This window comes from Saccharopolyspora shandongensis (genome assembly GCF_900106995.1).
Taxonomy (GTDB): Bacteria; Actinomycetota; Actinomycetes; order Mycobacteriales; family Pseudonocardiaceae; genus Saccharopolyspora; species Saccharopolyspora shandongensis.
This window is the reverse complement of sequence record NZ_FNOK01000079.1, coordinates 1-26,196: the sequence shown is the minus strand read 5'-3', so window position 1 is coordinate 26,196 and position 26,196 is coordinate 1. Positions and strand designations below refer to the sequence as shown.

The window sequence follows — 26,196 nt, the reverse complement described above, 5'->3', positions numbered from 1 at the left end:
CCCGGTTCGGCGGGGGCGCGATTTCGGCACGGCCGCGATCACGTGGTGACCTCGGTCAGGGCTCGGTCGACGATCGCCGCGATCTCCGCGAGCGGTTCGCGTTGCGTCATGTCCTTGTGCTCGCAGGCGATGTCGTGGTCGTGCACCGTGCCATCGACGTACGGCTGCCACATCTGCGCGGTCAGCGCGGCCTTGGCCGGGTTCACCGTGGCGGTGAAGAACAGCACGTCGCCGCGGAACTTGTCGTGGTCGGCGCGGTTCTCCAGCACCGCGCAGTTGGCGAAGTTGTCGATGATCGCGGTGATGCTGTGCTCTTCGAGGTTGGCCAGCGCGCTGCCCTCGGCCGACAGGATGGTCATCACGTCGGCCCTGGTCAGCGGCCCTTCGCCCAGTTCGGACAGGTCGTAGCCGGACATGTAGAGCAGCGCCATCAGCGCTTCTTCCTCGGTGGGCAGCTCGTCCCACACGTCCTTCGGGTACGAGTCGAGCATGCACAGGAACCGCACCTCTTCGCCCTGTTCCTGCAGCTGGGTGCTCATCTCGTGCGCCACGACGCCGCCGAAGGACCAGCCGAGGAAGTGGTACGGCCCGTACGGCTGCACCTCCCGGATGTGCTCCAGGTACTCGGCGGCCATCTCCCGCAGGCTCGCCGCGACGGGCTTCGGTTCGGCGAGCCCGCGCGACTGGACGCCGTAGATCGGCCGATCGGCGTCGATGTGCTTGAGCAGCCCGGAGAACGGCCAGGCCAGCCCGGCCGCCGGGTGCACGCAGAACAGCGGTTCCTTGCCGCCCTCGGTACGCAGCGGCAGCAGGATCTCCAGCGCGTCGCGCGATCCCCCGCTGTGCAGCCGCTCCGCGAGACCGGCCACGGTCGGCGCGGCGAAGAGGCTGCCGACGTTGACGCGCAAGCCCAGCGCGTCGCGGATGCGGCCGATCAGCTTGGCGGCCAGCAGCGAATGCCCGCCGAGGTCGAAGAAGCCGTCCTCGACGCCGACCCGCGGCAACCCGAGCACCTCGGCGAACAACCCGCAGAGGATTTCCTCGGTCGGGTTTCGCGGCATCTCGTTGCCGACGGATTCGCCGAGGTCCGGCGCGGGCAGCGCGCGGCGGTCGAGTTTCCCGTTGGGCAGCAACGGCAACGCGGCGACGAACACCACCGCCGCGGGCACCATGTAGTCCGGCAGCGACGCCGCCACGTGCCGCCGCAGCTCGGCCGGGTCGCCGCCACCGACGACGTAGGCGACGAGTCGCTTGTCGCCCGGGACATCTTCCCGGACCACGGCCGCGACCTGCGCGACATCGGGATGCCTGGCCAGCACCGCCTCGACCTCGCCGAGCTCGATGCGGAACCCGCGGATCTTCACCTGGTCGTCCGCGCGCCCGGCGAAGTCCAGCACTCCGTCGGCCCGCCAGCGCACCAGGTCACCGGTGCGGTACATGCGGGAACCGGACGGCCCGAACGGGTCGGCGACGAACCGCCCGGCGGTCAGGCCCGGCCGGTCGAGGTAGCCGCGCGCCAAGCCGTGCCCGGCGACGTAGAGCTCGCCGACCACGCCGGGCGGCGTGGGCTGGAGCGCCTCGTCCAGCACGTAGAGCCGCGCTCCCGGGTCGGGCACGCCGATCGGCACCGTGCTGCCGACGGCATCGGGATCGCAGTCCCACAGCGTCGCGTTGACGGTGGCCTCGGTCGGCCCGTAGCAGTTGAGCATCCGCCGGTCCCGCGCCCACCTCAGCACCAGCTCGGACGGCACGTTCTCGGCCCCGCACAACAGGGTTGCGTTCGGCGGCAGCTCGGTGTCGGCCGGGAACATGCCCATCATCGACGGCCCGATCGCCAGGTGCGTGACGCGGTGCCGGCGCGCGTACTCCGCGAGCGGCTCGCCGGGCACCCGCCGGTCGGAGGGCACCACGACGAGGGTGCCGCCGCCGAGCAATCCCATGCAGATCTCCCAGAACGCCACGTCGAAGCTCGGCGAGGCGAACTGCAGCACCCGGCTGTCGGCGGTGATGCCGACCCGGTGGCGCTGGGTGGCGAGCAGCTTGGCGATGCCGCGGTGCGGCACGACGACGCCCTTCGGGGTGCCGGTGGAGCCGGAGGTGTAGATGACGTACGCCGCGTCGTCCAGCCCCGGCCTATCCGGCTCGACCGCCCCGGAAGGAGAATCTTTGCAGCTCAGCAAGGTTGTTGGCAGGTCGGCGCGGAGATCGTCGGTGAGCACCAGGCGCGGCTTCGCGTCCTCGACCATGTGCCGCAGCCGTTCCGCCGGGTACTCCGGGTCGAGCGCCAGGTACGCCGCGCCGGCCGTCATCACCGCGAGCAGGCCGATGATCAGCTCGGGCGAGCGGGGCAGCAGCACGCCGACGATGTCGCCCGGGCCGACGCCGTGCTCGGCCAGCAGCCGCGCCTGCTCGGTCACCCGCCGGTCGAGCTCGCGGTAGCTGAGCTCCACGTCTTCGAAGATCAGCGCGGGCTTGTCCGGCTCCCGCGCGACGTTCTCGGCGAACAGCTCCGGGAAGGTCCCGGCCGCGGCCACGTCGGCGGTGGCGTCGCCCCAGGCCAGCACCTCCTGCCGGGCCGCATCGCCCAGGACGTCCAGGCGCCCGATCGGCGCCGCCGGGTCGTCGACGGCGGCCGCGAGCAGCCGGACGAACCGCGCGGCCAGGTCTTCGACGGTGCGCTCGGTGAACAGGTCGGTGCTGTACTGCACGAGCCCGTCTGCGCCGCCGTCGGCGCGTTCGCTGAGGCTGACCGCCAGGTCGAACTTGGCCGCCCCGGCGGGCACGATGTCCACAGTGGTCTCGAGCCCGGGCAGGTCCGCCGCGACGGCCTCGGCCGCGCCCCAGTACGCGAGCATCACCTGGAACAGCGGGTGCCGGGACAGCGAACGAGCCGGGTTGAGCGCCTCGGCGAGCCGCTCGAACGGCAGCTCCGCGTTGTCGAACGCGGCCAGGTCGACCTGCCGCACCCGGTCGACCAGCTCGGCGAAGCTCGGCTCCCCGGAGGTGTCGGTGCGCAGCACGAGGCTGTTGACGAAGAACCCGACCAGGTCGTCGAGCGAATCGTCGCCGCGACCGGCCACCGGCGACCCGATCGGGATGTCGGTGCCGGCACCGTGCCTGGTCAGCAGCGCCGCCAGCCCGGCCTGCAGCACCATGAACACGCTGGCCCGGTGTTCGCCCGCGAGCCGCCGAAGCCGTTGGTGCAGGGCGGGATCCAGCTCGAACCGCACCGTCTCGCCCCGGTGGCTGGACACGGCCGGGCGCGGGAAGTCGGTGGGCAGCTCCAGCTGGTCCGGGAGATCGGCGAGGGCCTGCCGCCAGAACGCCAGCTGCCGACCCGCGAGCCCGTCCGGGTCGTCCTCGTCCCCGAGCAGTTCCCGCTGCCAGAGCGTGTAATCCACGTACTGCACGGGAAGATCCGGCCATTCCGGGGCCGTGCCCGCCGCCCGCGCGGCGTAGGCGGTCGACAGGTCGCGCACCAGCGGTCGAGTGGACCACTCGTCGCCGGCCACGTGGTGCAGCAGCACGAGCAACAGGTGCTCGCCGCGATCCTGAGCCGATTCGGACGCCATGAACAGCACGGTCCGGATCGGCGGTTCCTCGGCAAGGTCGAACCCCTGCCGAACCGCGGCTTCGAGCTCGTCGTCAACACCGATCGAGAGCCGGGAATCACCGGCGGCCGGAACGCGGACCACCGTCAACTCGGGCACGGTGTCGAGCACCTGCTGGCGCGGCTCGCCGAGCTCGTCCGGGAAGATCGTGCGCAGGCTCTCGTGCCGACGCACGACGTCGCCGATGGCCGCGCGCAGCGCCGCCACGTCCAGGTCGCCGGACATCCTCAGCACCAGCGGCATGTTGTAGGTGGCGCTGCTGCCTTCCAACCGGTTCAGGAACCACAAGCGCTGCTGCGCGAACGAAAGCGGGATCCGATCCGGCCGCTGCACCGGGCGCAGCGCGGGCCGCCGCGCACCCGTTTCGAGCTGCGCGGCAAGGCCCGCGACGGTCGGGTGGTCGAAGAGGCTGCGGATGGTCAGCTCCGCACCCAGCTCGGTGCGCACCCGCGCCAGCAACCGCGCGGCCAGCAGGGAATGCCCGCCCAGCTCGAAGAACCCGTCGTCGATGCCGACCTCGCGGACACCGAGCACCTCGGCGAACAACCGGCACAGCGTCGCCTCGACGGCGTTGCGCGGTTCCCGGCCACCGGCATCACCGCCGAAGTCCGGCGCGGGCAACGCCCGGATGTCCAGCTTCCCGTTGGCCGTCAACGGGATCTCGGCCACCGGCACGAAGGCCGACGGCACCATGTAGCCCGGCAGCCGCTCCGCCAGGTGCCCGCGCAGCTCGCTCGCCGCGGCCGCGCCGACCACGTAGCCGACCAGCCGCTGATCGCCCGGCTGCTCCTCGCGCACCACGACGGCGGCCTGCCGCACCGCCGGGTGCGCGAGCAGCTGTGCCTCGATCTCGCCGAGCTCGATGCGGAACCCGCGGACCTTGACCTGCTGGTCGGCGCGGCCGACGAACTCGATGCCGCCGTCCGGCCGCCACCTGCCCAGGTCGCCGGAGCGGTACATGCGGGTGCCCGGCGCGCCGTGCGGGTCCGCGACGAACCGCTGCGCGGTCAGCCCGCGCCGCCCGAGGTAGCCGCGGGCCAGGCCTTCGCCGGCCACGTACAGCTCCCCGACCACACCCGGCGGCACCGGCTGCAGCAACCCGTCGAGCAGGTACACCCGCAGGTCCGGGATGCCGCGTCCGATCAGGCTGCCGTCGCGGCGGGCCACCGCCTCGCGGTCGAGCTCCAGGTAGGACACGTGCACGGTGGTCTCGGTGATCCCGTACATGTTGATCAGCTTCGGCGATGCCGGCCGCCGGGCGTACCAGTCGTCCAATCTGGACAGTTCCAGCGCCTCGCCGCCGAAGATCACGTACCGCAGCGCCAGCTCGGTGCCCGGGTTCTCCCGGTCGGCCTGGCTGAGCTGGTAGAACGCCGAAGGCGTCTGGTTGAGCACGGTCACGCGTTCGCGGGCGAGCAGCCGCAGGAACTCCTGCGGCGACCGGCTGACCTCGTGCGGGACCACCACGAGCCGCCCGCCGTGCAGCAGCGCGCCCCATAGCTCCCAGACGGAGAAGTCGAAGGCGTAGGAGTGGAACAGCGTCCAGACGTCGTCGGTGCCGAAGGAGAACCACGGGTCGGTGGCGCCGAAGAGCCGGACCACGTTGTGGTGCGGGATCGCCACGCCCTTGGGCCGCCCGGTCGATCCGGAGGTGTAGATCACGTAGGCGGCGTGCTCGGCGGTCAGCGGCCCGCGCTCGCCCGACTTCGGGTCGCGCTGCGAATGCCGCGCGATCTCGGCGATCTCGCCCGGGTCGTCCAGCAGGATGCGGGTGGTGCCCGTCGGCAGCCGCGCCGCGTGCTCGGCATCGCTGATCAGCACGGTCGGCTGCGCGTCGTCGACGATGTAGCGGATCCGCTCGGCCGGGTGCCCCGGGTCCAGCGGCAGGTACGCGGCACCGGCCTTCAGCACCGCGAGCAGCGCCACGACCAGCTCGGCGGAGCGTGGCAGCGCCAGCGCGACCAGCTGTTCCGGCCCGACGCCGTGGTCGATGAGGTGGTGCGCGAGCTGGTTGGCCTGCGCGTCGAGCTCGGCGTAGCCGAGGCGCTGATCGCCGAAGGTGACCGCGACCGCGTCCGGTGTGCGCATCGCCTGCTCCTCGAACAGCTGCGGCAGCGTCGCCGCGGGCTGCTCCCGGATGCCCGGGATCGGCGCGTTCCACTCGTCGAGGATCCGGTCGCGCTCCTGCGGCGAGAGCAGGTCGATCCGGCCGACCCGGGTGTCGCCGTCGCAGTCCGCGAATGCCTGCAGGAAGCGCAGGAACCGTTCCCGGTGCGCGGTGAGCTCCGGCTCGCCGTAGCGATCCGGGTTGGCGTCGAACTCGAACCGCAGCTCGTCGTCGCCGGTCGGGTAAGCCGCGACGGTCAGGTCGTCGACCGGCCCGGCCGCGAGGTTGTGCACGGTCGCCGGGCTGCCGTCGAAGGCCAGCTCGTAGTCGAAGGACTTGATGTTGATCAGCGGCCCGAACAGCGGCCGGTCCGAGCCCAGCAGCCCGAGGTCCCGGCGCAGGTCTTCGCCGCGGTATCGCTGGTGCTTGTGCACCTCGCGCATGGCCCTGCCGACCTGCGAGATCAGCTCGGCGCGCGTGGTGTCCGGGGCGATCCGCAGCCGCAGCGGCAGCACGTTGACGACCATGCCGGGCACCCGCAGCAACCCCGCCGACCCGAGCCGCCCCATCACCGGCAGCCCGAGCACCACGTCCGCGGCCCCGGTCATCCGGTGCAGGTAGGCGCCGAAGGCGGCGATGAGCGCGTGCGTCCCGGTCGCGCGGCTCTCGCTCCCGGCGAGCGCCAGCGCGCGCCCCGCCGCAGAGGTTCCGGTCTGCCGGCGGAAGGAGTGCGCGACGGGGCTCGAATCCCCGGCCAGCGACACGACGTCCGGGTGGTCGGCGAACTGCTCCCGCCAGAACTCCGCGTCGGCGGCGAACTTCGGCGACTCCCGGTAGTCCCGTTCCGCGGCAGGCAGCGAGCTCAGCGGGCCGAACGGCGACGGCCCGGCGTCCGGTGCGTTGTACAGCTCGGCGACCCGCCGGAGCAGCAGGGAGAAGCCGTACCCGTCGATGGCCACGTGGTGGATCCGCTGGTACCACCACCAGCGCTCGTCGCCGAGCTTGAGCAGCGCCGCGGTCCACAGCCGGCCGCCGTCGGCCCGCGATCGCGTCAGGTCGACGGGTTCCCACAGGTCGGCGCGCATCCAGGCGAGCGCGTGCGCGTCGGGATCGGCGGCGTTCGAGCAGTCGACCACCGGGAGCTCGAAGTCGTCGGGCTCGTCGACGACCTGCCGCGGCTCGCCTGCGGAGTCGACCACCCGCAGCCGCAGCGTCTCCGCCTCGGCGACCACCCGGCGCAGCGCCGACGCGAACCGGGCCGGGTCCACGGGCCCGTGGACCTCGACGTACTCGGCGGTGTTGAAGATCGGGTTGGCTCGATCCAGCTGCTGCGCGAACCAGATCCCAGCCTGCGCGGTGGACAATGGCAGTTGCTCGTCAGCACGGCCCGGCATCGCTCTCCCCACGATCAACAAAACAGGCAAGGCTTACCTTAATTCCCAGCCGTTTCGCGGTACAGCCGCCAGGAGCATCGACCGACGTGGGACTACTCACCCGACGCGGGTCGCGCGAACACCATCAGGGCCGAGTTCTTGTTCGGCAGGCCCACCTCCGCGGCCCGGTCGAAGCCGGCCTTGCCGAACGCGCCCACCGAGGCTCCATTGTGGACGTTGGGCTCGGCGACGACCCGCCCGCATTCCCGGTCGGCGGCCAGCAACCCCTCGGCCACCGCACGCAACAGCGCCGACCCTACGCCGCGCCCGATCGCATCCGGCTCGCCGATCGCGATGTGCACACCGAGGTCGTGCGGCTCGTACGAGTAGCAGCGCGCCAGCTTGTCGCGCTGCACCCGATACAGCTCGACGTATCCGACATCACGCCCGTCCAGCCCGACGATGCACGGCACCGAATGCTGACCGGCCAGCTGACCGGCCAGCTCGTCCCGCCACTGCGCCACCGGCCACGCCTGGTCCCAGTTGACCGCGACGTGCCCGTTGTTCATCCAGCGGTGCACCAGCTCGACGTCCGGCCCGCCGTCCGCGCCCTCGACCCGGACCGGCCGCAGCGACCAGCCCGCGCCCAGCTCCGGGATCGGCACGCCGGGAACGTTCGGAACCTCCGACCGCAGCGGGTTCCGCACCTCGAACGGCACGCCCTGCACCCGGATCTCCCCCGACTCCGCGCGATACCGCAGCCTGGAACCGTTGAGCGCGGCGAGATCGGTCAGCGTCGGGCTGGTCAACCAGTGCCCGACCAGCCATTCCACGTCCGGATACGCCTCGGCGACGGCCCGCAGCCGATCGGCGAGCGCGGCGAGCAGGTCCGCCTCGTGCACGACACCGCGCCGCCCCAGCAACCCGATGACCGCCAACGCGCCACGCGTCAGCAGCGCCGCGGTCGCACCGGTGGCGTCGCCGGGCTCCCAGCCGCGAACCGCGGGCAGCAACCGGCCCTCGACGTGCGAGGACAACCAGCGCTGCGCCTCCGCGGCATCCGAAACCGAGCGGGCCACGGCGACCAGGTCCTCAGGCAGCGCCAGCGGATCGACCGCGCGGCGCGGCAAGGCGTCCACCATCCAGTCCAGCAGCGAGCCCGAGCCGGCGGCGTTGATCGGCGCGTCGGGCAGCGCCCGGGCGCGCGCGTCGGCGGAGCACGCGGCCGCGAGCAATGCCGGCTCGGCCACCTCGACCGGCCCGTCCGTCGCGTCCAGCACCTGGATCGGACCGAAGCCGTGCGCGCCGGTCGGCGAGTCGTAGACGACGTCCGTGCGCAGGCGCAGCGATCCGACGGTCAACCGCAGCGGCCCTTCGGCGACCGGGGTGTGCGTCTCGGCCAGCCACCGCCGCAGCAGCACCGAGGTCCGCTGGTGCGGCTGCCCGGCAAGGTCGACTCCAGTCGTCACGCAACGCTCCCTAAGCACAGCAATCCGTTCCGTTCTGTGAGCGAAGCCTAACCTGACTACCCGATCTCGTGACCGTGCCTCACCCGACTGACGCATCCCGGCGCGCGGCTGGCCCGGACTCGTCGCCGAACGTGCGAAATGAGCACAGTGGACGAATCCGTGTCACGATCCCTGAGGGTGCGATGGGGTTTTGATCGTCTGATCATCTGTACCTGATCCGGTGATGATCGTTGTTTTCCGCTGGGCGAGCACCCACCATCGCCCCTACTCTCCGAGCTATCGAATCGGCCGCACCGTCCGGAGAGGAGTTCACCAATGGAAGACGCCGACTCTGTCGTGCCCCTCCGGCCGGGATTCGACATCCAGGTCCGAGGCTTCAACCGCCACCAGGTCATCGAGCACCTGGAACTGCTGGAGGACCAGCTGCGACTGGTCACCATCGACCGGAACGAAGCGGCACAGCTCAACTCCGACCTCCGGCAGCTCTGCGACGACACCCGCCGCGGCCTCGACGCCGCCGAGGAGCGCCTCAAGCGCATCGAATCCTCCGACACCGGGCTGCCCGCCGCCTCCCAGCGCGTGCAGAACATGCTCTCGATCGCCGAAGAAGAGGTGCAGACCCTGCGCGATCGGGCGCGGCGGCAGGCCGAGATCATCCGCGGCACCGCGGAGACCGAGGCGCGCGAACTGATCGGCGAAGCCGAGCGAGCCGCGGGCGAGCTGCGCAACGAGTGCAGCGAGCTGGTCGCGGACGTCGAATCGAGGCGCGCGCGGCTGCACCGCGAGCACGACCAGAAGGCCAGCGATCTGCGCTCCCGGGAACACCGGCTGCGGCAGAACATCCGCAACGAGTACAAGCGGACCATGACGACGGCCCAGGCGGAGGCCGACACGCTGATCGCCGACACCCGTCGGCAGTGCGGCGAGTGGGACGCCGAAACCGAGCGGCTGCGGCTGGCTGCGATGGAGGAGATCCGCGTCAAGCAGCTCCGGCTGGAGGAATTGCGCACCTCGGTGCTGGCGGCGATGGACAACGCCCGCCGGCTGCTGGACGACTCCGCAGCCGACCTGCGCGGTCAGGACACGGCACCGAGCATCGCGGACGACGAGACCCGGCAGATCACGGAGGAAGTGCCGGTCGAGCAGGTCGAGCAGCAGCCGGTGCGCCTGCCCGAACAGCGCGAGGACGTGCAGACCTACACCATCCCCATCGAACGGGCGCACACCAACGGCGCCGCCCCGCACCCCGGACCCGCCCGGCAGAGCTGATCGGAGCACCTCGTGGAACTGCTCGTGCTGATGTTCGTCACCGGTTTCGCCTTGGCCACGCTGATCTTCTGGCCACTGCTGCAACGGGCGAACCGACGTCTCGCCGAGAGCGGTATCTCCGAAGCGACGATCGTGCCGAAGGGCAGGCACGCGCTGCGCACGCCGGACGCCCCGGCCAGGTCGGCCTCGCCGACGGTCATCCCCCGGCGGCCGAGCGCCGATCAGGCGGCACCGGCGGAGCCCGAGCCGAAGCCCGAGGAGCCCCAGCCGGTGCCGGTCGCGCCGCAGCAGCGCACGGCGGAGCCGGTGGAGATCCCAGAGCTGCCGACCGACCTGTTCGAGAAGCACTTCGAGGCCAAGTTCAACCGGTCCCGCCAGCGGCTGGCCCGGCTCCGCGACGAGATCGGCAAGGAATAGTGACGTTTTGCGTCATTTTGCGTAGCGGTGCAAGTGGCGGCCCCCCTGCGGGAGTTACAGACGCCGTCTCGACTGTGGGAGCCCCGACTTACGTATGACCAATACGCGGCATCGGGGACTGGCCTCGCCCAGTAGCCCAGAAGGCGGGCACAGTCTGAGAACCCGCGGCGGTGCAAGTTGCGAACGTGGCGAAGGAGAAAGCGGCTGACGCCGCTCGCTTGACGGCTGACTGCAGTCGAGCAGATGGAGCTACCGACCTAGCCGCCTGTTGTAGCGAGCGAATGTTAATACTCAGTCGTTCGTCCAGTCGACCGTCAGCTCGTCGCGCTGACCGAACCGCTCCAGGTGGCGGCCGATCACGTCCTGCACCCGGTCGAGCACCTCGGCGTTCTCCGCCTCGGCGCGCAGGGCGAGCGCGTCCGGCTCGCTCACCAGCAGGCAGCTGCCCGCGCCGCGATCCGCGGGCAGGGTGATGCGGATGCCTTCCGGTTCCTCGGACACCTCGCACTTCCGGCCTAGGTGCGAGGACAACTGCTTCGCGTAGCGGGACGGCTTGTCGGTGCCCACCTTCGCCTGCGATCGAATCGTCAAAACGCCTCCCAAGTTAAGTTAGCCCAACCTAATTAGTACCAGCGGCAGTGACCGGGTGCGAGATCTCACTCGCCCGGCCTTCGGGGCTTTTTCGTTGCTACGTTCGAAAGGGACTCGGCACCCGAAGGCTGGAGCCCACCGTTGACCAACCCGCCGACCATCTACCTGGTCGCCACCACCGGACATCCGAACTACGGGGACGAACTGATCGCCGCGGCCTGGCTGAAGCACCTGGCGCGCGTGGCCCCGGACAGCGAGATCTGGGTCGACTGCCCCAACCCCGGACCGAGCGAGGTGCTGCTCGGCCACCTGCACCCGCGAATCCGGTTCACCGACACGTTCTGGCGGCTGTGCTGGGAAGCCCCGGCCGACGGGCCGTGGGAGGTCGCGTCGTTCGTGCAGCACGCGATCGACAACCCGGGGCTGGCGCCGCGCTGGGTGGCGGGCATCGAACTGGCCGCCCGGGCCGACCTGGTGCACGTCATCGGCGGCGGGTTCGTCAACGGCATCTGGCCGCGCCACCTCGGCCTGCTCGCCGCCGCGGTGGCGGCGACCCGGCGGTCCGGCGGCCGGGCGGTGATGACCGGCCAGGGCTTCTGGCCGGTCGCGCCCGAAGCGGAGCCGCTGCTGCGCAACCTCGCCGCGCAGTTCGACGTCGTCGACGTGCGCGACGAGCCGTCGGTGGCGCTGGCCGGCGCCGCCTCGCACACCGGCGACGACATGTTCTTCGGCGTCGAACCCGGCCTGTACCGGGACGACGACCTGCGCGAGGTCGTGGTGTGCCTGCAGTCGGACCTGCTCGACGTGACGGTGCCCGCGCTGGCCGGATTCCTGCTGGACACGCTCGGCGCATGGGGCGTGCGGCCCGAGCAGGTCGGCATCGTGGAGGGCATCCCGCGGGTGGACCGCGAGGTCTTCGCGCTGGTCGAGCACGACCTGCCGGGCGCCCGGTTCTACCCGTTCGCCGAGATCATGGACGCCGGGCTGCCCGCGGCGGCCGGGCAGCGCTGGCTGTCCAGCCGGTTCCACCTGCACCTGATGGCCGCGGCGGCCGGGGCGCACGGCGTCGCGGTGTCGATCAACTCGGGCTACTACACCAACAAGCACCGGTCGCTGATCGACCGCGGTTCCGGCTGGACGCTCAGCGAGGGGCTGCGGATCCCGGCCATGCCGACCAGCGGCGGATTCGCCACCGACGTGCTGCGAGAGCTGAAGCAGGGCAAGGAAGAACTGGCGAAGTCGATCTACGGGCGCTGATCTGACCCCCGCGCGCCGGCGGCGTCTTCGCGCTGCCGGCGGCGGTCGGCGATGTAGAACGGCGCAGCCGCCAGCACGGGCACCAGCATGCCCGCCATGACGATCAGAAGAGAAGTGCCCACGGCCGACGAAACTCCGTCCACGGGTGGGGAGAACCCACGCTTTGCTCCTCGCCCGGACGGGCGTCTCGCACAGAGAATCGCTGCACCGCACGATACGTTAGCGGTGCAACATGTGCGCCCGGTCACATCGAGCCGGCGCGGATTCTTCCCACCCCGCAACGGGTTTCGCCCGTCGGCCTGCTGCCGCCCGGCCAGCCCGCACAACTTGCGCCGCTGCGCGGGCGAGCCGGGAAAATCCTCAGCCGAGGAAGCGCGCGGTCGGCCATTCCTCCTTGATCCAGGCGCTGTTCCAGAACAGCCACTCGTACTCGGTGGCCCGGGTGAACGCTTCGAGCATCCGCCGCCGGGTTTCCTCGTCCGCGGCTGCGGCGACCCGATCGGTGAGGTCGCGGGCGGTCAGCACTGCCGCGGCGAACTCGTCGTCGGCGTAGGTCTGGATCCACGCCCGGTACGGGTGCCCCTCAGCGCCGCCGGTGGTCTCCAGGATCGCGGTGCCGACGTGCTGGTACACCCAGAAGCACGGCAGGATCGCCGCCAGCAGCACCGGGTACGACTCGGTCAGCGCGTTCGCGCGCAGGAACGAGGTATAGGCCAGGCAGGACGGGGACGTGCCGATCCCGGCGATCTCGGTGTCGGTCAGGCCGAACTCGGCGACGTACCCGGCGTGCAACCGGCGCTCCTCGACCAGCGCGCCCTGCGAGGCGCCGGCGAGGAACGCGGCGTCCTCGGCGTTGTCCGCGCGCGTCGCGGCGGCGGCCAGCGCCTGCGCGAAACCGACCAGGTAGCGCGCGTCCTGCACGATGTAGAACGCGAAGCGGTCGCGGTCCAGGGTGCCGTCGGTCAGCGCGGCGTTGAACGGGTGCTCGACGATCGCCTGCTGCAGATCGGCGGTGTGCGCCCAGGCCTTGGCGCAGAAACCGTCGGCGGGCGGAGCGGGCAGCTTGCTCATCAGAACCTCTCGTAGCGGGTGGGAGCCCTTGCGCTCAGGGCTCTACAGGTGTTTGGGAAGTCGGTTCCGGCTCTTGTTCTTGAAGCGGCGAAGCGCTTGGCCCACCTACGAAGCTGGCACCACCGCGGGTTCTCAGGCCGTGCCCGCCCTTCTGGGCCACTGGGCGAGGACAGCCCGATACCGCGTATTGGAGGGGCTCCCACAGTCCAGGCGGCGGCCGCATCTCCCGCAGGGGGCGCTACTCGCACCGCCGCGCAGAACGAGCCTGGAAATCCCGAGAAGGTCACCACCAGTGGTGGAAGTGGTGGACCGGGCCGTGGCCGTGGCCCACGTCGAGCCGGTCGGAGGCGCGCAGGGCCTCCGTCAGGTACTCCTTGGCCTCGCGCACCGCTTCGAGCCAGTCGCCGCGCTGCGGACGCAGCGCCGCGATCGCGGCCGACAGCGTGCAGCCGGTGCCGTGGTCGTTGGTGGTCGCGACCCGCTCGCTGGAGAGGAACTCGGCGATCCCGTCGCCGTACAGCAGATCCACGCTGGTCCCGCCGTCGAGGTGACCGCCCTTGAGCAGCACCTGCTTCGCCCCCAGCCCGGCCAGCCGCTCGGCCTGCGCGGGCATGTCGGCGGGGTCGGTGAGCTCCGGCTCGCCCAGCAGGTCCGCGGCCTCCGGCAGGTTCGGGGTGATCAGGTCCACCCGCGGCAGCAGCTCCTCGCGCAGCGCGCCGACCGCCTCCGGGGCGAGCAGCCGGTCCCCGCTCTTGGCGACCATGACCGGATCCAGCACGACGTGCGGCGGCGCGTAGCGGTCGAGCGCCTCGACCACCGCGCGGATCACCTCGGCGTTGGCCAGCATGCCGATCTTGACCGCGTCCACCCGCACGTCGTCGAGCAGCGTGACCAGCTGCGCGGTGATGAACTCCGGCGGCACCTCGTGGACCTCGGAAACCCCGGTGGTGGTCTGCGCGACCAGCGCGGTGATCACGGACATGCCGTAGGCGCCGTGCGCCGAGAAGGTCTTCAGGTCGGCCTGCACGCCCGCCCCGCCGCTGGGGTCGGTGCCGGCGATGGTCAGCACATTGGGAACCATGACGTCCCTCCGCTAGTACGAGCTAGGTCAGGTTCAACGGGTCTGTTCTCAGCCCGGCAGCCGGGCACCCCGCGTCACTGCCACCAACCTAACAACCGCCGCCGGCCCGCGACCACGCCCTCGCCCGCCTTGCCGTTTTCGACCCGGTTTTGCGGAAGACCCCGCCTGGCCGCAACCTCGCGACCGGCTCTCAATCGATCAGGCCCACCACCACGCCGGCGGTGAGCACCTCGCCGGGCCGCACCTGGTGCCACAGCGTGCCGGTGGCCAGTGCGGAAACCCAGCCGACCGTCCGGGCGCAGCAATCGCCGCCCACCCGGACCTCCGCCAGCCGGTCGCCCACCCGCACCCGGCTGCCGTCAGCGACCAGCCAGCACACCAGCACGCCGCGCGCCGGAGCGCGACCGGCCTGCCTGCGTCCGAACTCGGGGAAATGCACCTCGGTCATCCCGCCCCCCTCGATGATCGCCCCAGCATTGCCCCAGGTGCGCGGCGCGACAAGACCGTTCGGCCGCCGGAGCGCTCCGGTCGCCGAGCGTCCGCCTGCGCCGATCGGCCCATCCGAATTCGGCCGGAATCGACACAGCGATCGAATTCACACCGTGAAGGCACCCACCGGTAGGCAAGGGGACCCTTCATCGCGGACTAAAGTGGTTGATGATGGAAACCACGACCGATGCCCCGAGCTTCGCCCGTTCCCGCCGGCAACCCCGGCCGGAGGATCCCGCCCGGATCTGGGCCCCGCTGGCGGACCTGACCGAAGCCGCCGTGGCGGCTGCCGGTTCGGGGACGGTGGCGATCACCCGCGGATTCGACCGCAACAGCAGGCAGCGCGCGAAGGCGCTGCGCGAGCTGCTGAACCGGCGCGACGTCGCCGCCGTCGAGGTGACCCCGGCTCCGGGCAGCGCCCGGCTGCTGGCCGACGTCGACGTCACCGCGGTGGTCAATCTGATCGGCGCCGGGTCGTGGCAGCCCTACCGGGTGGCCGCCGAGCTGCGCGCCCCGGTGCTCACGCCGAAGCCGGGCGACGGCGCGGCCGAGGAGGTCACGCGGGACGTGATCGCCCTGGCCGGCGACTCGGGCCACCGCGACGTCGCGATCTCGCACGTCGCCGTCCGCTCCGAGGACCCCGCCGCCAGCCGGCTCACCCTGACCTACGACGGCGAGCAGCTGACGGTGCCCGGCGGCTGGTTGACCATCACGGTGCGGGGCAGCGAGCTGGAGGCCAAGGTCGGCGGCGTGGACTTCCCGGAGCGCACGCTGACCACCGGCGAGATCCGGGTGGAGGCCTTCGACGCGCCGCACCGGCTGGTCCGCGACGAACTGCCGATCGCCGACTTCGAAGAAGCGGCGGTCACCTTCACCGCCGAGGCGAACGGCCTGGTGGTCCGCCCGGTCTGAGAACCAGCCCGCCGAACTCACGTCCGCAGCTTCGAACAGGAGCTGCGGACTTCTGCTTTTCCGGGAACCGCCTCGGGTGAGCGATCACCCGGTATTCCCAGAACATCCGATGGGGATGTGCCCTGGGCCACTCTCGCGACTGATCCTGGCATATGCCGTCACGGTTCATACCCAACCGCGTCCCTCGATCAAACCGCGCGCTGGAGGCAGAGCGCGCGAACTGCACCAGGGAGGCTGGGGATCGTGGAGCCCACCAAGCAGTGGCATGTGAGCTGCCGCGATGTCGCCGGCAGGCGTCGGGACATGGCGGTGTTCGTGAACCAGGAGAACGTCGTGCTGATCGCCCCGCCGGGCGAGACCGCAGTGCTGTCGCCGCTGGAGGTCGGCAGGCTGCGCGCGGCCTTGCGCGACGCGATCGTGCAAGCCGCCACGCTGGAGTGAACACCCGGCGAGAGCGGGGGCGGACGACGGTCCGCCCCCGCTCTCGTGATCTCGGTCTTCCCCGCGCAGTCCGCTCACGGCATTATCTACTCCCGGTAACCTGGCGACCGAGAGGTGACTGCGTGAGCACGTTCTGGCAACGATCAGCCGCGCTCCTCGGGCGCGGCACGTCCGGCCTGCACACGGCGTTCGTCCTGGCCAAGCAGGGAGTGATCAGCCCGCTCCGGCCGGACAAGCTGCTGCGGATCGTCCTCGCCTGGCGGCGCTGGGGCATCTCGCCGCCACTGGGCTTCGCCGTCGGCTCGGTGCGCCACGCCGACCGCCCGGCCGTGATCGACGAGCGCGGTGCGCTCAGCTACGCCGAACTCTCGCAGCGCACCACCCGGCTGGCCAACGGCCTGCGCGACCGCGTTCCCGGCGACACCCGGATCGGCGTGCTGTGCCGCAACCACCACGGTCCGGTCGAAACGATCGTCGCCGCCGCCAAGCTCGGCGTCGACGTGGTGCTGCTCAACACCGGCCTGAGCACCCGCCAGCTCGTCGACGTGATCGCCGAGCAGCGGGTCGGCCTGCTCGTCCTGGACGCCGAGTTCCGCAGCCACCTGCCGAACCTGCCCGAGGACCTCGATGCCGTGCTGGCGTGGACCGAGGGCACCACCCGCCACGACACCCTCGAGCACCTGATCACCACCTCCCCGGCCAAGCAGCTGCCCCGGCCGGGCCGGCACTCCCGGATGATCGTGCTGACCTCCGGCACCACCGGAACCCCGAAGGGCGCCCGCCGCCCAGATCCGCCGGGGCTGGCCCCCGCGGCGTCGATCCTGTCGCGGGTGCCGCTGCGCAGCGGCGAACGAGTGCTCGTCAGCGCGCCGCTGTTCCACACCTGGGGAATCGCGGCGTTCCAGCTCGGCTCCGTGCTCGGCGCGACCCTGGTGCTGCACCGCAAGTTCGATCCCGAGTACGCGCTCAGCGCAGTGGAACGCCACCAGTGCACGTCGATGTTCGCGGTGCCGGTGATGCTGCAGCGCATCCTCGAACTCCCCGACCGGATCCGCACGAAGTACGGCCACGACGCGCTGCGCATCGTGGCGAGCAGCGGTTCGGCACTGCCCGCCGACCTGGCCACCAGGTTCCAGCGCGCCTTCGGGCCGGTGCTCTACAACCTCTACGGCTCCACCGAGGTGTCGTGGGTGAGCATCGCGACGCCGCAGGACCTGCGCGCCGCGCCCGCCACCGCGGGCCGGCCGCCGAGAGGCACGATCGTGCGCATCCTCGGCGAGGACGGGACACCGGTGCGCCGCGGCGCGCCCGGGCGGATCTTCGCGGGCAACGACATGCTCTTCGAGGGCTACACCAACGGCAGCAGCCGGGAGATCCGCGACGGGCTGATGTCCACCGGCGACCTCGGGCGCATCGACGCCACCGGACGGCTGTTCGTCGTCGGCCGCGAAGACGACATGATCATCTCCGGCGGCGAGAACGTCTACCCCAAGGAGACCGAGGACGCCATCGCCGGGATGCCGGAGGTGTCCGAGGCCGCCGTCATCGGCGTCGACGACGCCGAGTTCGGGCAGCGGCTCGCGGCGTTCGTGGCGCTCCGCGCGGACGGCGACCTGGACGCCGAGCGGCTGCGGGACCGGCTCCGCGGCAGGCTGTCGAAGTTCGCCATGCCCCGCGATGTGGTGTTCCTCGACGAGCTGCCGCGCAACGCCACCGGCAAGGTCGTGCCGCGCGAGCTGCTCGCCCGCCTGGAGGCATGACCGGCAGGGCTGCACGATCACGTCCCGTGGCGGGTTAGGCTGCCTCGGGTGAATGACCGTCTAGTGTGGATCGACTGCGAAATGACCGGTCTCGATCTCGGCAAGGACGCGCTGATCGAGATCGCCGCCCTGGTCACCGATGCCGACCTCAACATCCTCGGCGAAGGCGTGGACATCGTCATCCACGCCGACGACGAGGCGCTCGCCGGAATGCCCGACGTGGTGCGCGACATGCACGACCGCTCCGGGCTCACCGAAGAGGTGCGCCGCTCCGAGGTGACCCTCGAAGAAGCCGAACAGCAGGTGCTGGAGTACATCCGCCGATACGTCCCGGCCGACCGTTCCGCGCCGCTGGCAGGAAACTCGATCGCCACCGACCGCGGCTTCATCTCGCGCGACATGCCGCGGCTGGATGCCCACCTGCACTACCGGATGGTCGACGTGTCGTCCATCAAGGAGCTGTGCCGCCGCTGGTACCCGCGGATCTACTACGCGCAGCCGGAGAAGGGCCTCGCGCACCGCGCCCTGGCCGACATCCTGGAGTCCATCCGCGAACTGGCCTACTACCGGCGGACGGCGTTCGTCCCGCAGCCGGGGCCGACCAGCGAACAGGCGCAGGCGGTGGCCGCCGAACTGCTCAACGGCGATGGTGCCGGCAAGACCGGCGAGACTCCGGAGAACGGCCGCTGACCAGCGCGCACCGGGATAACCGGAGCCGGTGGAAAACCCGGTGACAGCGCACGCTACTATGTGAGCGTTGCTCCGGAAGGGGCCCGAAAGGGCCGGTCCGAGCGGCCGAGGTGGGTGTAGCTCAGTCGGTAGAGCACTGGGTTGTGGTCCCAGGTGTCGCGGGTTCGATTCCCGTCACTCACCCCAATGAAGAAAGGCCCCGTTCCAGCTGGAACGGGGCCTTTCTTCATTGCCCGATCGCTCGGGGTGAGCGGTTGTTCCCGGGAACAACCGCTCACGCCCAACTCACCTGTTGCCCTGCACCCACTGGTCCCACGGGATCTGCCAGTCCCCGAAACCGTCCCAGGAACGCAGGTTCGGCCCGCCGGAATTGGTGATCTGCACGACGTCGCCCTTCTTCAGCAGGTCGAAGACCCACTTGGCGTTCTCCATGCTCATGTTGATGCAGCCGTGGCTGACGTTGCGCCGCCCCTGGTCACCCACCGACCACGGTGCGGCGTGCAGGAACTCGCCGCCGTTGGAGATCCGGACCGCCCACTTCACCTCGGTGCGGTAGCCGCCGGCCTCGATCGGCAGACCGTAGGTCGAGGAGTCCATCACCTTCGTGGCGTGGTGCTCGGTGACCACGTGCACGCCGTTGTTGGACGGGAAGGACGGCTTGCCCAGCGACACCGGCATGGTCCGGATCACCTCGCCGTTCTTCTCGATGCTCATCTGGTGCGAGGCACCGTCGGCCTTCAGGACGACCGCGTCGCCGATCGTGATGGTGGCCTTGCGGTCTTCCTCGCCCCAGACCCCGTTGCCGAGGTCCTTGCCGTACACGTCGACGTCGATCGACACCTTGGTGCCCGGCTTCCAGTAGTCCTTCGGCCGCCAGTGCACCTCGCGGCTGTTGAACCAGTAGAAGGCGCCCTCCACGGCCGGCTCGGTGCGGATCTTGATCGCTTCCTCTGCCTTGGCCTTGTCCGGCGCCGGGGCGTTCTGGCTGAAGTAGAACGCCAGCGGCTGCCCCACGCCGACGGTCTGCCCGTCGAGCGGGTTCATCGACACGAAGCTCTTCTTGCCCGGCGAGACCGTGCTGAAGGTGGATTGCTGCGTGATGGCCGGCCCGCTCGCCCCCTGCGCGGTCACGGACAGCGTGTAGGTCTTGTCGTAGCCGAGCTTCTCGCCCGCCGTCCAGCTCGCCCCGTCCGGCGCGATGGCACCGGACAGCTTCGCGCCTTCCGCATTGGTCAGCACGGCTTCGACGATCTTGCCGTTGACCGCCGTCGCCTTGATCGGCCCGGCCGGTGAGACGTCCTTGGCGCCGTTCTGCGGCGCCAGTTCCAGTGTCGGTGCGGGCGGCACCTCATCGGACGCCTGAGTGGCCCCCGAGCCCGATCCGCTGCAGCCGGCGACGAGCAACGCCACCACGCCGAAGATCAACATTGTCAACAGTCGTGAAACCCGTACGGGAACCCCGACCGAATTACGCCACTCCCTCATGGGCAACAGTCCGTCCGATCCGATGCGCCACTACGCCTGTGAACAGTGTGCAGCAATGCCCCAACAGTGTGTGAAGGGACCACGAGATTGCACACCGGGTGATCGCCCCTGTCCGACCGCCCCCCATAGAGACGCACCGCCCCACCCCGAGGTTGCGTTCCACCCCCGACAACCTCGCCGAACCCAAACCCGACCCCCCTGTTCGGCACCCCCACACGACCGTGCTAATGTTTTCCACGTCGCCAGGGAGACCGGCCGGAACGGGAAACCGAAAGGGAACCGAACCGAGCGGATCAGAACTGACCGGCAGCCAGCGCCAATAGCTCAACTGGCAGAGCAGCTGACTCTTAATCAGCGGGTTCGGGGTTCGAGTCCCTGTTGGCGCACAAAAACCCCAGGTCAACGACCTGGGGTTTTTTGCATGCCGGGACTTCGCCGCACTTTATCCGCACAATTCAGGCTGACTCGGTAACGAAGGCACCTTCTAGCGCCTGAGCCGCTTCCCTGCCGACGGCCTTGCGGCCGAGGTACACGTCCTGCGTCATGGACGGCCGCGAGCGCCCCAGCTGATCGGCGACAACCCGAGCGGTCAAGGCCAGCAGCATCGAGGATCGTCGCCGCCGTCTTGCGGAACGCATGCGAAGTAACCCAGGCGAACCCTGTGGTGCCACGAGCGTTGCGAAGATCACGCCGGGTATTCGACGGGTCACGCAGACCACCAAGGCTTTCCGGAAACACCGGCCGGTCCAGGCCGACGCCGCCAGCGTGCCGCTTCTTCAGCATCTCCACGGTCCACGAGGGCAGCGGGAGGGTCCGTTCACCGCATTCCGTCTTGGTGGACTTCCTGATCAAGCCCTTGCCCTTGACCCGGACCACGGTGAAGTGCACATGGACGACGCCCTTATCCAAGTCAACTTCGGACCACTGAACCGCTAGCGCTTCACCGATGCGGACACCTGTCGCAAGCATGAACCGAGACAGATCGGGCAAATTCCTTGGCGACCGCCTTTTCGTCGGCCTCCAGCTGCGCCAGCCACGAACACGCTCGTCCAGCGTCAAGGCTTGCGGATTCTTCTTCGGTCCTCCTTCGACCCTATTCGCAGGCCCGTGACGGGTATGCGCTGCTGGCCGTGCTGCAGGGCCCGGTCCTGGGGCAGGAGGTGGACCGGGCCGCTGCTGGCCGAAGCCGACATCGAGGTGATGGTCAAGGTGCAGGCAGCCAACGCGCCCGGCGAACGCTTCTCCAAGCTGGTGTATGGGGCCGGCCGGTGCGACGAGCGACCATGTCGCCCCCCGCGCGGAAGCGGGCTCAGCCCTCCCGCACGGCGGCTGCACGATGCGCGCGAGCCACACGCGCCAGGCCTGTTGCGACTCCCGCACCCACCAGCGCGAGTGCGGCCATCAGGATGAACACCAGGTGGTACCCCGCCGCACCCGGGTTGGCATCGAGGATCGCGCCGTACACGAGGAAGGCGAACATCCCGGGGGCGTAACCGATGAGGCAGGCGATGCCGAACGCTGTCCCGCTGACCTGGTTGGGGATGCCGACCTCGTCCATGGGCGCCCAGAACACACCGCGCATCGTGAAGATGATCAGTGAGAACAGCAGGCAGGCGGCCATCGCGGGGATCTGGTTCTGCCCACCGGTCGGCAGCAGCAGGATGATCGCTGCGATGGGGATCAGGCACACGAACGCGAGACGGAGATACCTGCTGGCCCCCTTGAAGACCTTGTCGACGAGTACGCCGCCGAGCGGGCCGCCGAGGATCTTGAGGCCGTACTGGTTGATGATGCCGTAGGCGCCGGCGAGGGCGGCCGGCAGTCCGTACACGTACGTGAGGTAGGGGATGAAGTATGTCAGACCGCAGTACACGACGTACGCCATGAACACGGTTGCACTGACCAACCACAGCTGCGGCAGCCGCGCGGCATGCAGGATCTCGCTGAGGCCGGCTCGCTTCTTCTTCGGTGTATCCACGGCGGACTCGGGCCGCTGGTCACGCAGCAGGAAGAACAGGAGCACGCCGACGGCGATGTCAATCAGCGCGTAGAAGGCGATCGCGGCACGGAAGCCGGCGGCGCCCGAGCCGAGCAGGGCGAAGACGCCGAGAGCCGAGAAGGCAACCAGTGTGTCGACGGCGCCGCGACCGCCCTCGAGGAAGCCGAACAGCCGCCCCTGCTCTTCCGGCCCACCCAGGCGCCGGATGCTCTTGAGCAGTGCCGGCCAGACCAGGCAGTCGGAGCAGACGGCCAGCAACGCGAAGATCGGCACCAGCTGCCCGTACCCGGGGAACGTGCTCATGTAGAGCCCGAGCCCGCCCACGCCGATCAGTCCGAGCGGAATCAGGATGCGAGTCGAGAACCGGTCGGCCAGGTACCCTCCGACCACGAACAGTGCTGTCGCGACGATCGAGTTCACGCTCAGTAGCGCACCGATCTCGGTGTTGCTCAGCCCCATCTGCTGCTGCATCGGGACGTAGAAGACGTCCTTGATGTTGGCGAGCTTGTAGATGGTGCCGCCCGCCATCACGAGGACCGCGAAGCGCGCCCATTTGGCCTTGTCGAACCCGGTCTTGGCCGGCGCGGTCTTCATCGTGGTGTTCGTCATCACGCACCTGCCAGGGCGTCGGCGGCGGCCAGGCGAGCCGCGGCGAGTTCGCGCATCCGGGCGAGCAGCCCGCGCACGTGGACGACCTGGTCGACGGCCCAGCCGGGCTCGGCGGCGAGCAGGTCGCGCAGCGTCCATCCTTCGGGAAGGCCCGTGGTGCTCAGTTCCCGGTAGGGGATGAAGGGGTCGTCGCCTTCGCTGTGATGGCGGAAGACGGGCGCGTAGTACAGGTTCTCCTGTTCGAGCGCGAAGGTGATGACCTGCGGCTCGTCGTCGCCGAGCATGAGCAGGTCGAACAACATCCGCGCCCCCGGCAGGTCGTCCTCCGGGCTGCCCTGCAGCACGCCGCGGTGGCCGAACCCGTCGCCCTCAGGAAGGACGTGCACGCCCTTCAGGTGCACTTGCAGGATATGCGGGGCCAGCTGGGCCAGGGCGTCCATCGGCCGTTCGCAGGCGTTGATCATGTTGCCGAAGTCGAACATCGCGTGCATGCGGGGGTGGCCGACGGTGCGCAGCAGCTGAGCGATCTCGCCGGAGCGCAGTTCTTCGTGCTGCTCGAATGAGAAGTGCAGGCCGTGGGTGTCGGCGAGGTCGCCGAGGCGGCGCAGGTCGTCCTCGATGCGCGACAGCACCTGCGACAGCTGCCCTTCGTAACGGGAGTAGACGCGAATGTGCTGGACGCCGAGGATGCCGGCGATCCGGACGGCCTCGTCCACGGGTTCACGCTCGGTCGTGCTGATCTCGAGGTGCAAGGCCAGGCCGTAGCCGCGGGCACGGGTGGCGAAGGCCCGAAGCTGGTCGTCGTTCATTCGGCTCAGGCTGCGCTCCTCGCCGTCGAGGACGTGGATGCAGACGCCGGCCAGATCGTGCTCTCGGGCGAAGTCGAGGACGTCGTCGGGGCCGTAGGTGCCGTAGGTGAGGTTGGTGAGCAGGGCGTACGCGTGACCGAAGAGCCGAACCCGGTCGATCCGGTCGATCAGCACCCGTGCGCGCTCGGTCGTCAGGTCGGGGATCTGTTCGATCTCGGCTGCGGTGAGGTTCGGACTCAGGAGCGCTCGGAACTGCGCATCGAGGTGGGGCATCGTCGCCTCCCTAGAAAGAGGGTCGCGGCCGTGTGTCGCCGGCCACCCCTACTTCCTAGCAACGCAATGGATGGTGCCTTAGAGCCATTAACAGCCCAGTTCTGCGGACCAATTCGGCGGGCCCGCCTCTCGGGCTACGCCTCGGCAGCCCCGCCGGGTTCGAGCCGTTCGAACGCCTCTGCCATCCGCGCTACGGCACGCGCCATGTGCTCGGCTGCGGTACCGGCGAACCCGATCAGCAGTGCGGGCGGCAGCGGGCGCTGCACGCGATACTCCCCCAGGGGATACGTGAAGACGCCCTGCCGGGCGAGGCCCCGTGCGCAGTCGATGTCGTTGACGGATGCCTCGAGCCACCCCATCACGTGGAGCCCGGCGGCGACCGACCTCGCCGTCAGACGGTGCGCAAGCTGCGCGTCGAGCTGTTCGAGCAGGGCGTCCTGGCGGGCGGCGTACAGTCGGCGCGTGCGCCGGAGGTGGGTGTGCAGGTGCCCTTCGGCGAGGAAGTCGGCGAGCGCCGCCTGCATCACGGTCGCGGGGGTGCGACCGATCACCGAGCAGGCCGACGTGAACGGCTCGACGAGGTCGTGGGGCAGCACGACGTAGCCCAGCCGCAGCGACGGCACCAGCACTTTGCTGAATGTGCCGACGTAGATGACGTGTCGCGCTTGGTCGAGTCCGAACAGCGGGGGCAGCAGCGTGCCGTGATAGCGAAGCTCGCTGTCGCAGTCGTCCTCGACGATCCAACTCCTGTGCGCCTGCGCCCACGCGATCCACTCCCTGCGCCGCGCCGGACTCATGACCGTGCCCAGGGGATGCTGCCGGGACGGCGTGAGGTAGGCGAGGCGTGCCGATGGGTCGCCCCCTGCCACCACCGCGCCCGCGTCGTCGACCGGCACGCCCTGGACGCGGCATCCCTGCGATTGGAACGCGAGCCTTCCGGAGATGTGGCCAGGGTCTTCGACGAGCACCGTGTCGGCGGGGTCGAGCAGCAGCACCGCGAGGACATTGAAGGCCTGTTGGGCACCGGAGGTCACCACGATCTGCTCGGCGCCGCAGCTGAGGCCCCGCACGTCGATGAGGTAGTCGGCGATCGCCTGGCGCAGTGGCTCGTACCCGTGGGGGTCGCCGTACCCGATGGCGGCTGCGTCGGTGCGCGCTGCGTGCCGCGCCAGCAACCGCCGCCACACGCCGGCAGGGAACGCGGATGCCGCGACCTGGCTGGGGACGAACGACTCGGTGTCTTTCGGATCCCACGAGTGCGGCGCCTCGCTGAACAGGCTGGCACCGCGTGCCGACGTCGCTGCGCCGCGCTCGGACAGCTGCGGACGCGCAACAGGCGCCGGTGCCATCGCGGCCGTCCACAGTGCGTCCACATACGTGCCGTCCCCCTGGCGTGCACGCAGGAACCCCTCGGCCGTGAGCTGCTCGAACGCGGTGACCACGGTCAGCCGCGAGACGCCGAGCTCGGCGACGAGCGTCCGCGTCGAGGGCAATCGGGTTTCCGGCGGCAGGGTGCCGTCGAGGATGAGTCCCCGCAGCTGCCGATACAGCTGCAGGTGCAGCGGCAGGGCGCTACCGCGGTCGAGCTCGACCGCGGCCAGCATCCGGCCCCCGGCACCTTTCATGATGCGCGGGCGCGCCGGTGGGTCTGACATGAGCCCTCATCCTAGCTAGATGATCGATTCCAAGGGATCGGCTGCGCGCAAAAAGGAAGGGAGCCCAATGTCGGTGTGTGAAGACAGAGTTGGACTCCTCGCCACTGCACTCTATGTGAAGACCGACGACCTGCTGAAGGCAGCACCGCATCCGGCTCCCTGCTGCTGCCCTTCACCAGACTCAGACACCCGCCGGTAGTCCTTCAACTCCACAGGCAACGCAGGCTCAGCAGGGAACACACCCTGGGACCTGGAGTGCCGACGCTGCTCGGTCAGATCCTTACGCCGCTCGACCAGGTGCCGCACATAGTCGCCAACCTGTTCCAGCTCATCAGGCTCTATCTGATCGAGCAGGCCCCGAAGAACGGTGCTGGTCGCGTCGCCGAACTGGTCGCCTTACCACTCCAGTAGGCTGCGCCCGGTCGCCCGCCGAACAGGGTTGCCTACTTGTGGCCCCGACCAGGATCCGGCAGACGAGATGCCCACACTTTTCCCTCGCTTAATGATCTTTTGGTATTTGGGTGATCTTGGTTCATAGGCGGAGTCCGGTGTGGTCGAGAAAGGAGAAGCACAGTTGGTAGCTGTTGCCTATGCGGTCCAGGCCGGTGCCCGCGGCGGTATGTGCTTCGTCGATGTGCTCGGGGCAGAGGTTGGCCAGCTCGGTTGTTTTGATGTTGCCCCAGACTTGTTCGACTGGGTTGAGCTCGGGTGCGTAGGCGGGCAGCCGCTCGACGCGCAGCCAGTGTCGTTGGGTGGCCAGCCAGGCTTTCATGTCTTTCGAACGGTGGGCGGACAGTCCATCCCAGATCAAGGTTGCCGGATCTCCAC

Annotated in this window: 21 protein-coding genes, 2 tRNA genes and 1 riboswitch; of the genes, 10 read left to right on the top strand and 13 right to left on the bottom strand. The window is 69.9% G+C overall.

All coding sequences use genetic code 11. The annotated features are described in order from the left end of the window. Positions 1-38: 38 nt before the first annotated feature. Positions 39-7,112: an amino acid adenylation domain-containing protein gene (locus BLW84_RS42445; protein WP_143061310.1), complete on the bottom strand. Its 7,074-nt coding sequence runs from the start codon at positions 7,110-7,112 to the stop codon at positions 39-41. 92 nt (positions 7,113-7,204) lie between these two features. Beyond that, positions 7,205-8,560 (bottom strand): GNAT family N-acetyltransferase, encoded by a 1,356-nt coding sequence (locus BLW84_RS42440; protein ID WP_245761769.1) that lies wholly within the window; start codon positions 8,558-8,560, stop codon positions 7,205-7,207. A gap of 315 nt (positions 8,561-8,875) precedes the next feature. Here BLW84_RS42440 and BLW84_RS42435 point away from each other — a divergent pair, with 315 nt between their 5' ends. Beyond that, the gene (locus BLW84_RS42435) at positions 8,876-9,829 is read left to right on the top strand and encodes a coiled-coil domain-containing protein (RefSeq protein WP_093277891.1); all 954 of its coding nucleotides are present in this window, start codon (positions 8,876-8,878) and stop codon (positions 9,827-9,829) included. Between the two features lie 12 nt (positions 9,830-9,841). Beyond that, complete coding sequence (locus tag BLW84_RS42430) at positions 9,842-10,246, top strand: hypothetical protein (protein ID WP_093277889.1); 405 nt, start codon at positions 9,842-9,844, stop codon at positions 10,244-10,246. 291 nt (positions 10,247-10,537) lie between these two features. Here the strand turns inward: BLW84_RS42430 and BLW84_RS42425 are convergent, their stop codons facing one another. After that, the gene (locus tag BLW84_RS42425; RefSeq protein WP_245761768.1) at positions 10,538-10,837 is read right to left on the bottom strand and encodes a DUF2218 domain-containing protein; all 300 of its coding nucleotides are present in this window, start codon (positions 10,835-10,837) and stop codon (positions 10,538-10,540) included. Between the two features lie 141 nt (positions 10,838-10,978). On the opposite strand from BLW84_RS42425, the gene BLW84_RS42420 reads away from it, so the two are divergent. Further along, positions 10,979-12,094 (top strand): polysaccharide pyruvyl transferase family protein, encoded by a 1,116-nt coding sequence (locus BLW84_RS42420; RefSeq protein WP_093277887.1) that lies wholly within the window; start codon positions 10,979-10,981, stop codon positions 12,092-12,094. Here BLW84_RS42420 and BLW84_RS50050 read toward each other — a convergent pair. From BLW84_RS50050 to BLW84_RS42405, 4 genes are all read right to left on the bottom strand, one after another. Continuing rightward, on the bottom strand, positions 12,082-12,216 hold the full coding sequence (locus BLW84_RS50050; RefSeq protein WP_281247493.1) for a hypothetical protein: 135 nt from the start codon (positions 12,214-12,216) through the stop codon (positions 12,082-12,084). The two genes, BLW84_RS42420 and BLW84_RS50050, sit on opposite strands and share 13 nt — an antisense overlap. A gap of 238 nt (positions 12,217-12,454) precedes the next feature. Further along, a complete protein-coding gene (tenA, locus tag BLW84_RS42415; protein WP_093277885.1) occupies positions 12,455-13,165 on the bottom strand; it encodes a thiaminase II in 711 nt (236 codons plus the stop codon). A 283-nt stretch (positions 13,166-13,448) separates the two neighbouring features. Then, entirely contained in the window at positions 13,449-14,246 is a 798-nt protein-coding gene (gene thiD / locus BLW84_RS42410; RefSeq protein ID WP_093277883.1) for a bifunctional hydroxymethylpyrimidine kinase/phosphomethylpyrimidine kinase, read from the bottom strand. Further along, positions 14,234-14,328: riboswitch (TPP riboswitch) on the bottom strand. (Overlaps the previous gene by 13 nt.) A gap of 108 nt (positions 14,329-14,436) precedes the next feature. Beyond that, the gene (locus BLW84_RS42405; protein WP_093277881.1) at positions 14,437-14,694 is read right to left on the bottom strand and encodes a hypothetical protein; all 258 of its coding nucleotides are present in this window, start codon (positions 14,692-14,694) and stop codon (positions 14,437-14,439) included. A 212-nt stretch (positions 14,695-14,906) separates the two neighbouring features. Here BLW84_RS42405 and BLW84_RS42400 point away from each other — a divergent pair, with 212 nt between their 5' ends. The 5 genes from BLW84_RS42400 to BLW84_RS42380 all read left to right on the top strand — a co-directional run bounded on the left by BLW84_RS42400 (position 14,907) and on the right by BLW84_RS42380 (position 18,724). After that, the gene (locus BLW84_RS42400; RefSeq protein WP_093277879.1) at positions 14,907-15,647 is read left to right on the top strand and encodes a hypothetical protein; all 741 of its coding nucleotides are present in this window, start codon (positions 14,907-14,909) and stop codon (positions 15,645-15,647) included. A 243-nt stretch (positions 15,648-15,890) separates the two neighbouring features. Continuing rightward, on the top strand, positions 15,891-16,088 hold the full coding sequence (locus BLW84_RS42395) for a hypothetical protein (RefSeq protein ID WP_093277877.1): 198 nt from the start codon (positions 15,891-15,893) through the stop codon (positions 16,086-16,088). 122 nt (positions 16,089-16,210) lie between these two features. Next, complete coding sequence (locus BLW84_RS42390; protein ID WP_093277876.1) at positions 16,211-17,848, top strand: AMP-binding protein; 1,638 nt, start codon at positions 16,211-16,213, stop codon at positions 17,846-17,848. Between the two features lie 48 nt (positions 17,849-17,896). After that, the gene (orn, locus tag BLW84_RS42385) at positions 17,897-18,538 is read left to right on the top strand and encodes an oligoribonuclease (protein WP_093277874.1); all 642 of its coding nucleotides are present in this window, start codon (positions 17,897-17,899) and stop codon (positions 18,536-18,538) included. Positions 18,539-18,648: 110 nt separating this feature from the next. Next, positions 18,649-18,724, top strand: a tRNA-His gene (locus BLW84_RS42380). Positions 18,725-18,823: 99 nt separating this feature from the next. Here the strand turns inward: BLW84_RS42380 and BLW84_RS42375 are convergent. Beyond that, positions 18,824-19,966 carry a L,D-transpeptidase gene (locus tag BLW84_RS42375; RefSeq protein ID WP_093277872.1) on the bottom strand — a complete coding sequence of 381 codons (1,143 nt, stop codon included), beginning with the start codon at positions 19,964-19,966 and terminating at the stop codon, positions 18,824-18,826. Between the two features lie 370 nt (positions 19,967-20,336). Here BLW84_RS42375 and BLW84_RS42370 point away from each other — a divergent pair. Then, a tRNA-Lys gene (locus BLW84_RS42370) sits at positions 20,337-20,409 on the top strand. A gap of 13 nt (positions 20,410-20,422) precedes the next feature. On the opposite strand, the gene BLW84_RS49640 is transcribed toward BLW84_RS42370, so the two are convergent. The 4 genes from BLW84_RS49640 to pdxR form a co-directional block, all read right to left on the bottom strand. After that, positions 20,423-20,992, bottom strand: a complete 570-nt coding sequence (locus BLW84_RS49640) for a site-specific integrase (protein WP_245761770.1) — start codon at positions 20,990-20,992, stop codon at positions 20,423-20,425. A gap of 340 nt (positions 20,993-21,332) precedes the next feature. Further along, on the bottom strand, positions 21,333-22,631 hold the full coding sequence (locus tag BLW84_RS42360) for an MFS transporter (RefSeq protein WP_218157703.1): 1,299 nt from the start codon (positions 22,629-22,631) through the stop codon (positions 21,333-21,335). Further along, a complete protein-coding gene (locus BLW84_RS42355; protein WP_093277870.1) occupies positions 22,631-23,713 on the bottom strand; it encodes a sugar phosphate isomerase/epimerase family protein in 1,083 nt (360 codons plus the stop codon). Before BLW84_RS42355 ends, BLW84_RS42360 begins: the two co-directional genes overlap by 1 nt. A 134-nt stretch (positions 23,714-23,847) precedes the next feature. Further along, positions 23,848-25,368, bottom strand: a complete 1,521-nt coding sequence (gene pdxR / locus BLW84_RS42350; RefSeq protein ID WP_218157702.1) for a MocR-like pyridoxine biosynthesis transcription factor PdxR — start codon at positions 25,366-25,368, stop codon at positions 23,848-23,850. A 255-nt stretch (positions 25,369-25,623) separates the two neighbouring features. Between pdxR and BLW84_RS48115 the strand changes: the two genes are divergently transcribed. Further along, positions 25,624-25,779 carry a hypothetical protein gene (locus tag BLW84_RS48115; RefSeq protein ID WP_177226997.1) on the top strand — a complete coding sequence of 52 codons (156 nt, stop codon included), beginning with the start codon at positions 25,624-25,626 and terminating at the stop codon, positions 25,777-25,779. A gap of 121 nt (positions 25,780-25,900) precedes the next feature. On the opposite strand, the gene BLW84_RS42345 is transcribed toward BLW84_RS48115, so the two are convergent. Next, the coding region (locus BLW84_RS42345; protein ID WP_143061248.1) for a transposase at positions 25,901-26,196 on the bottom strand (296 nt) is incomplete at its 5' end.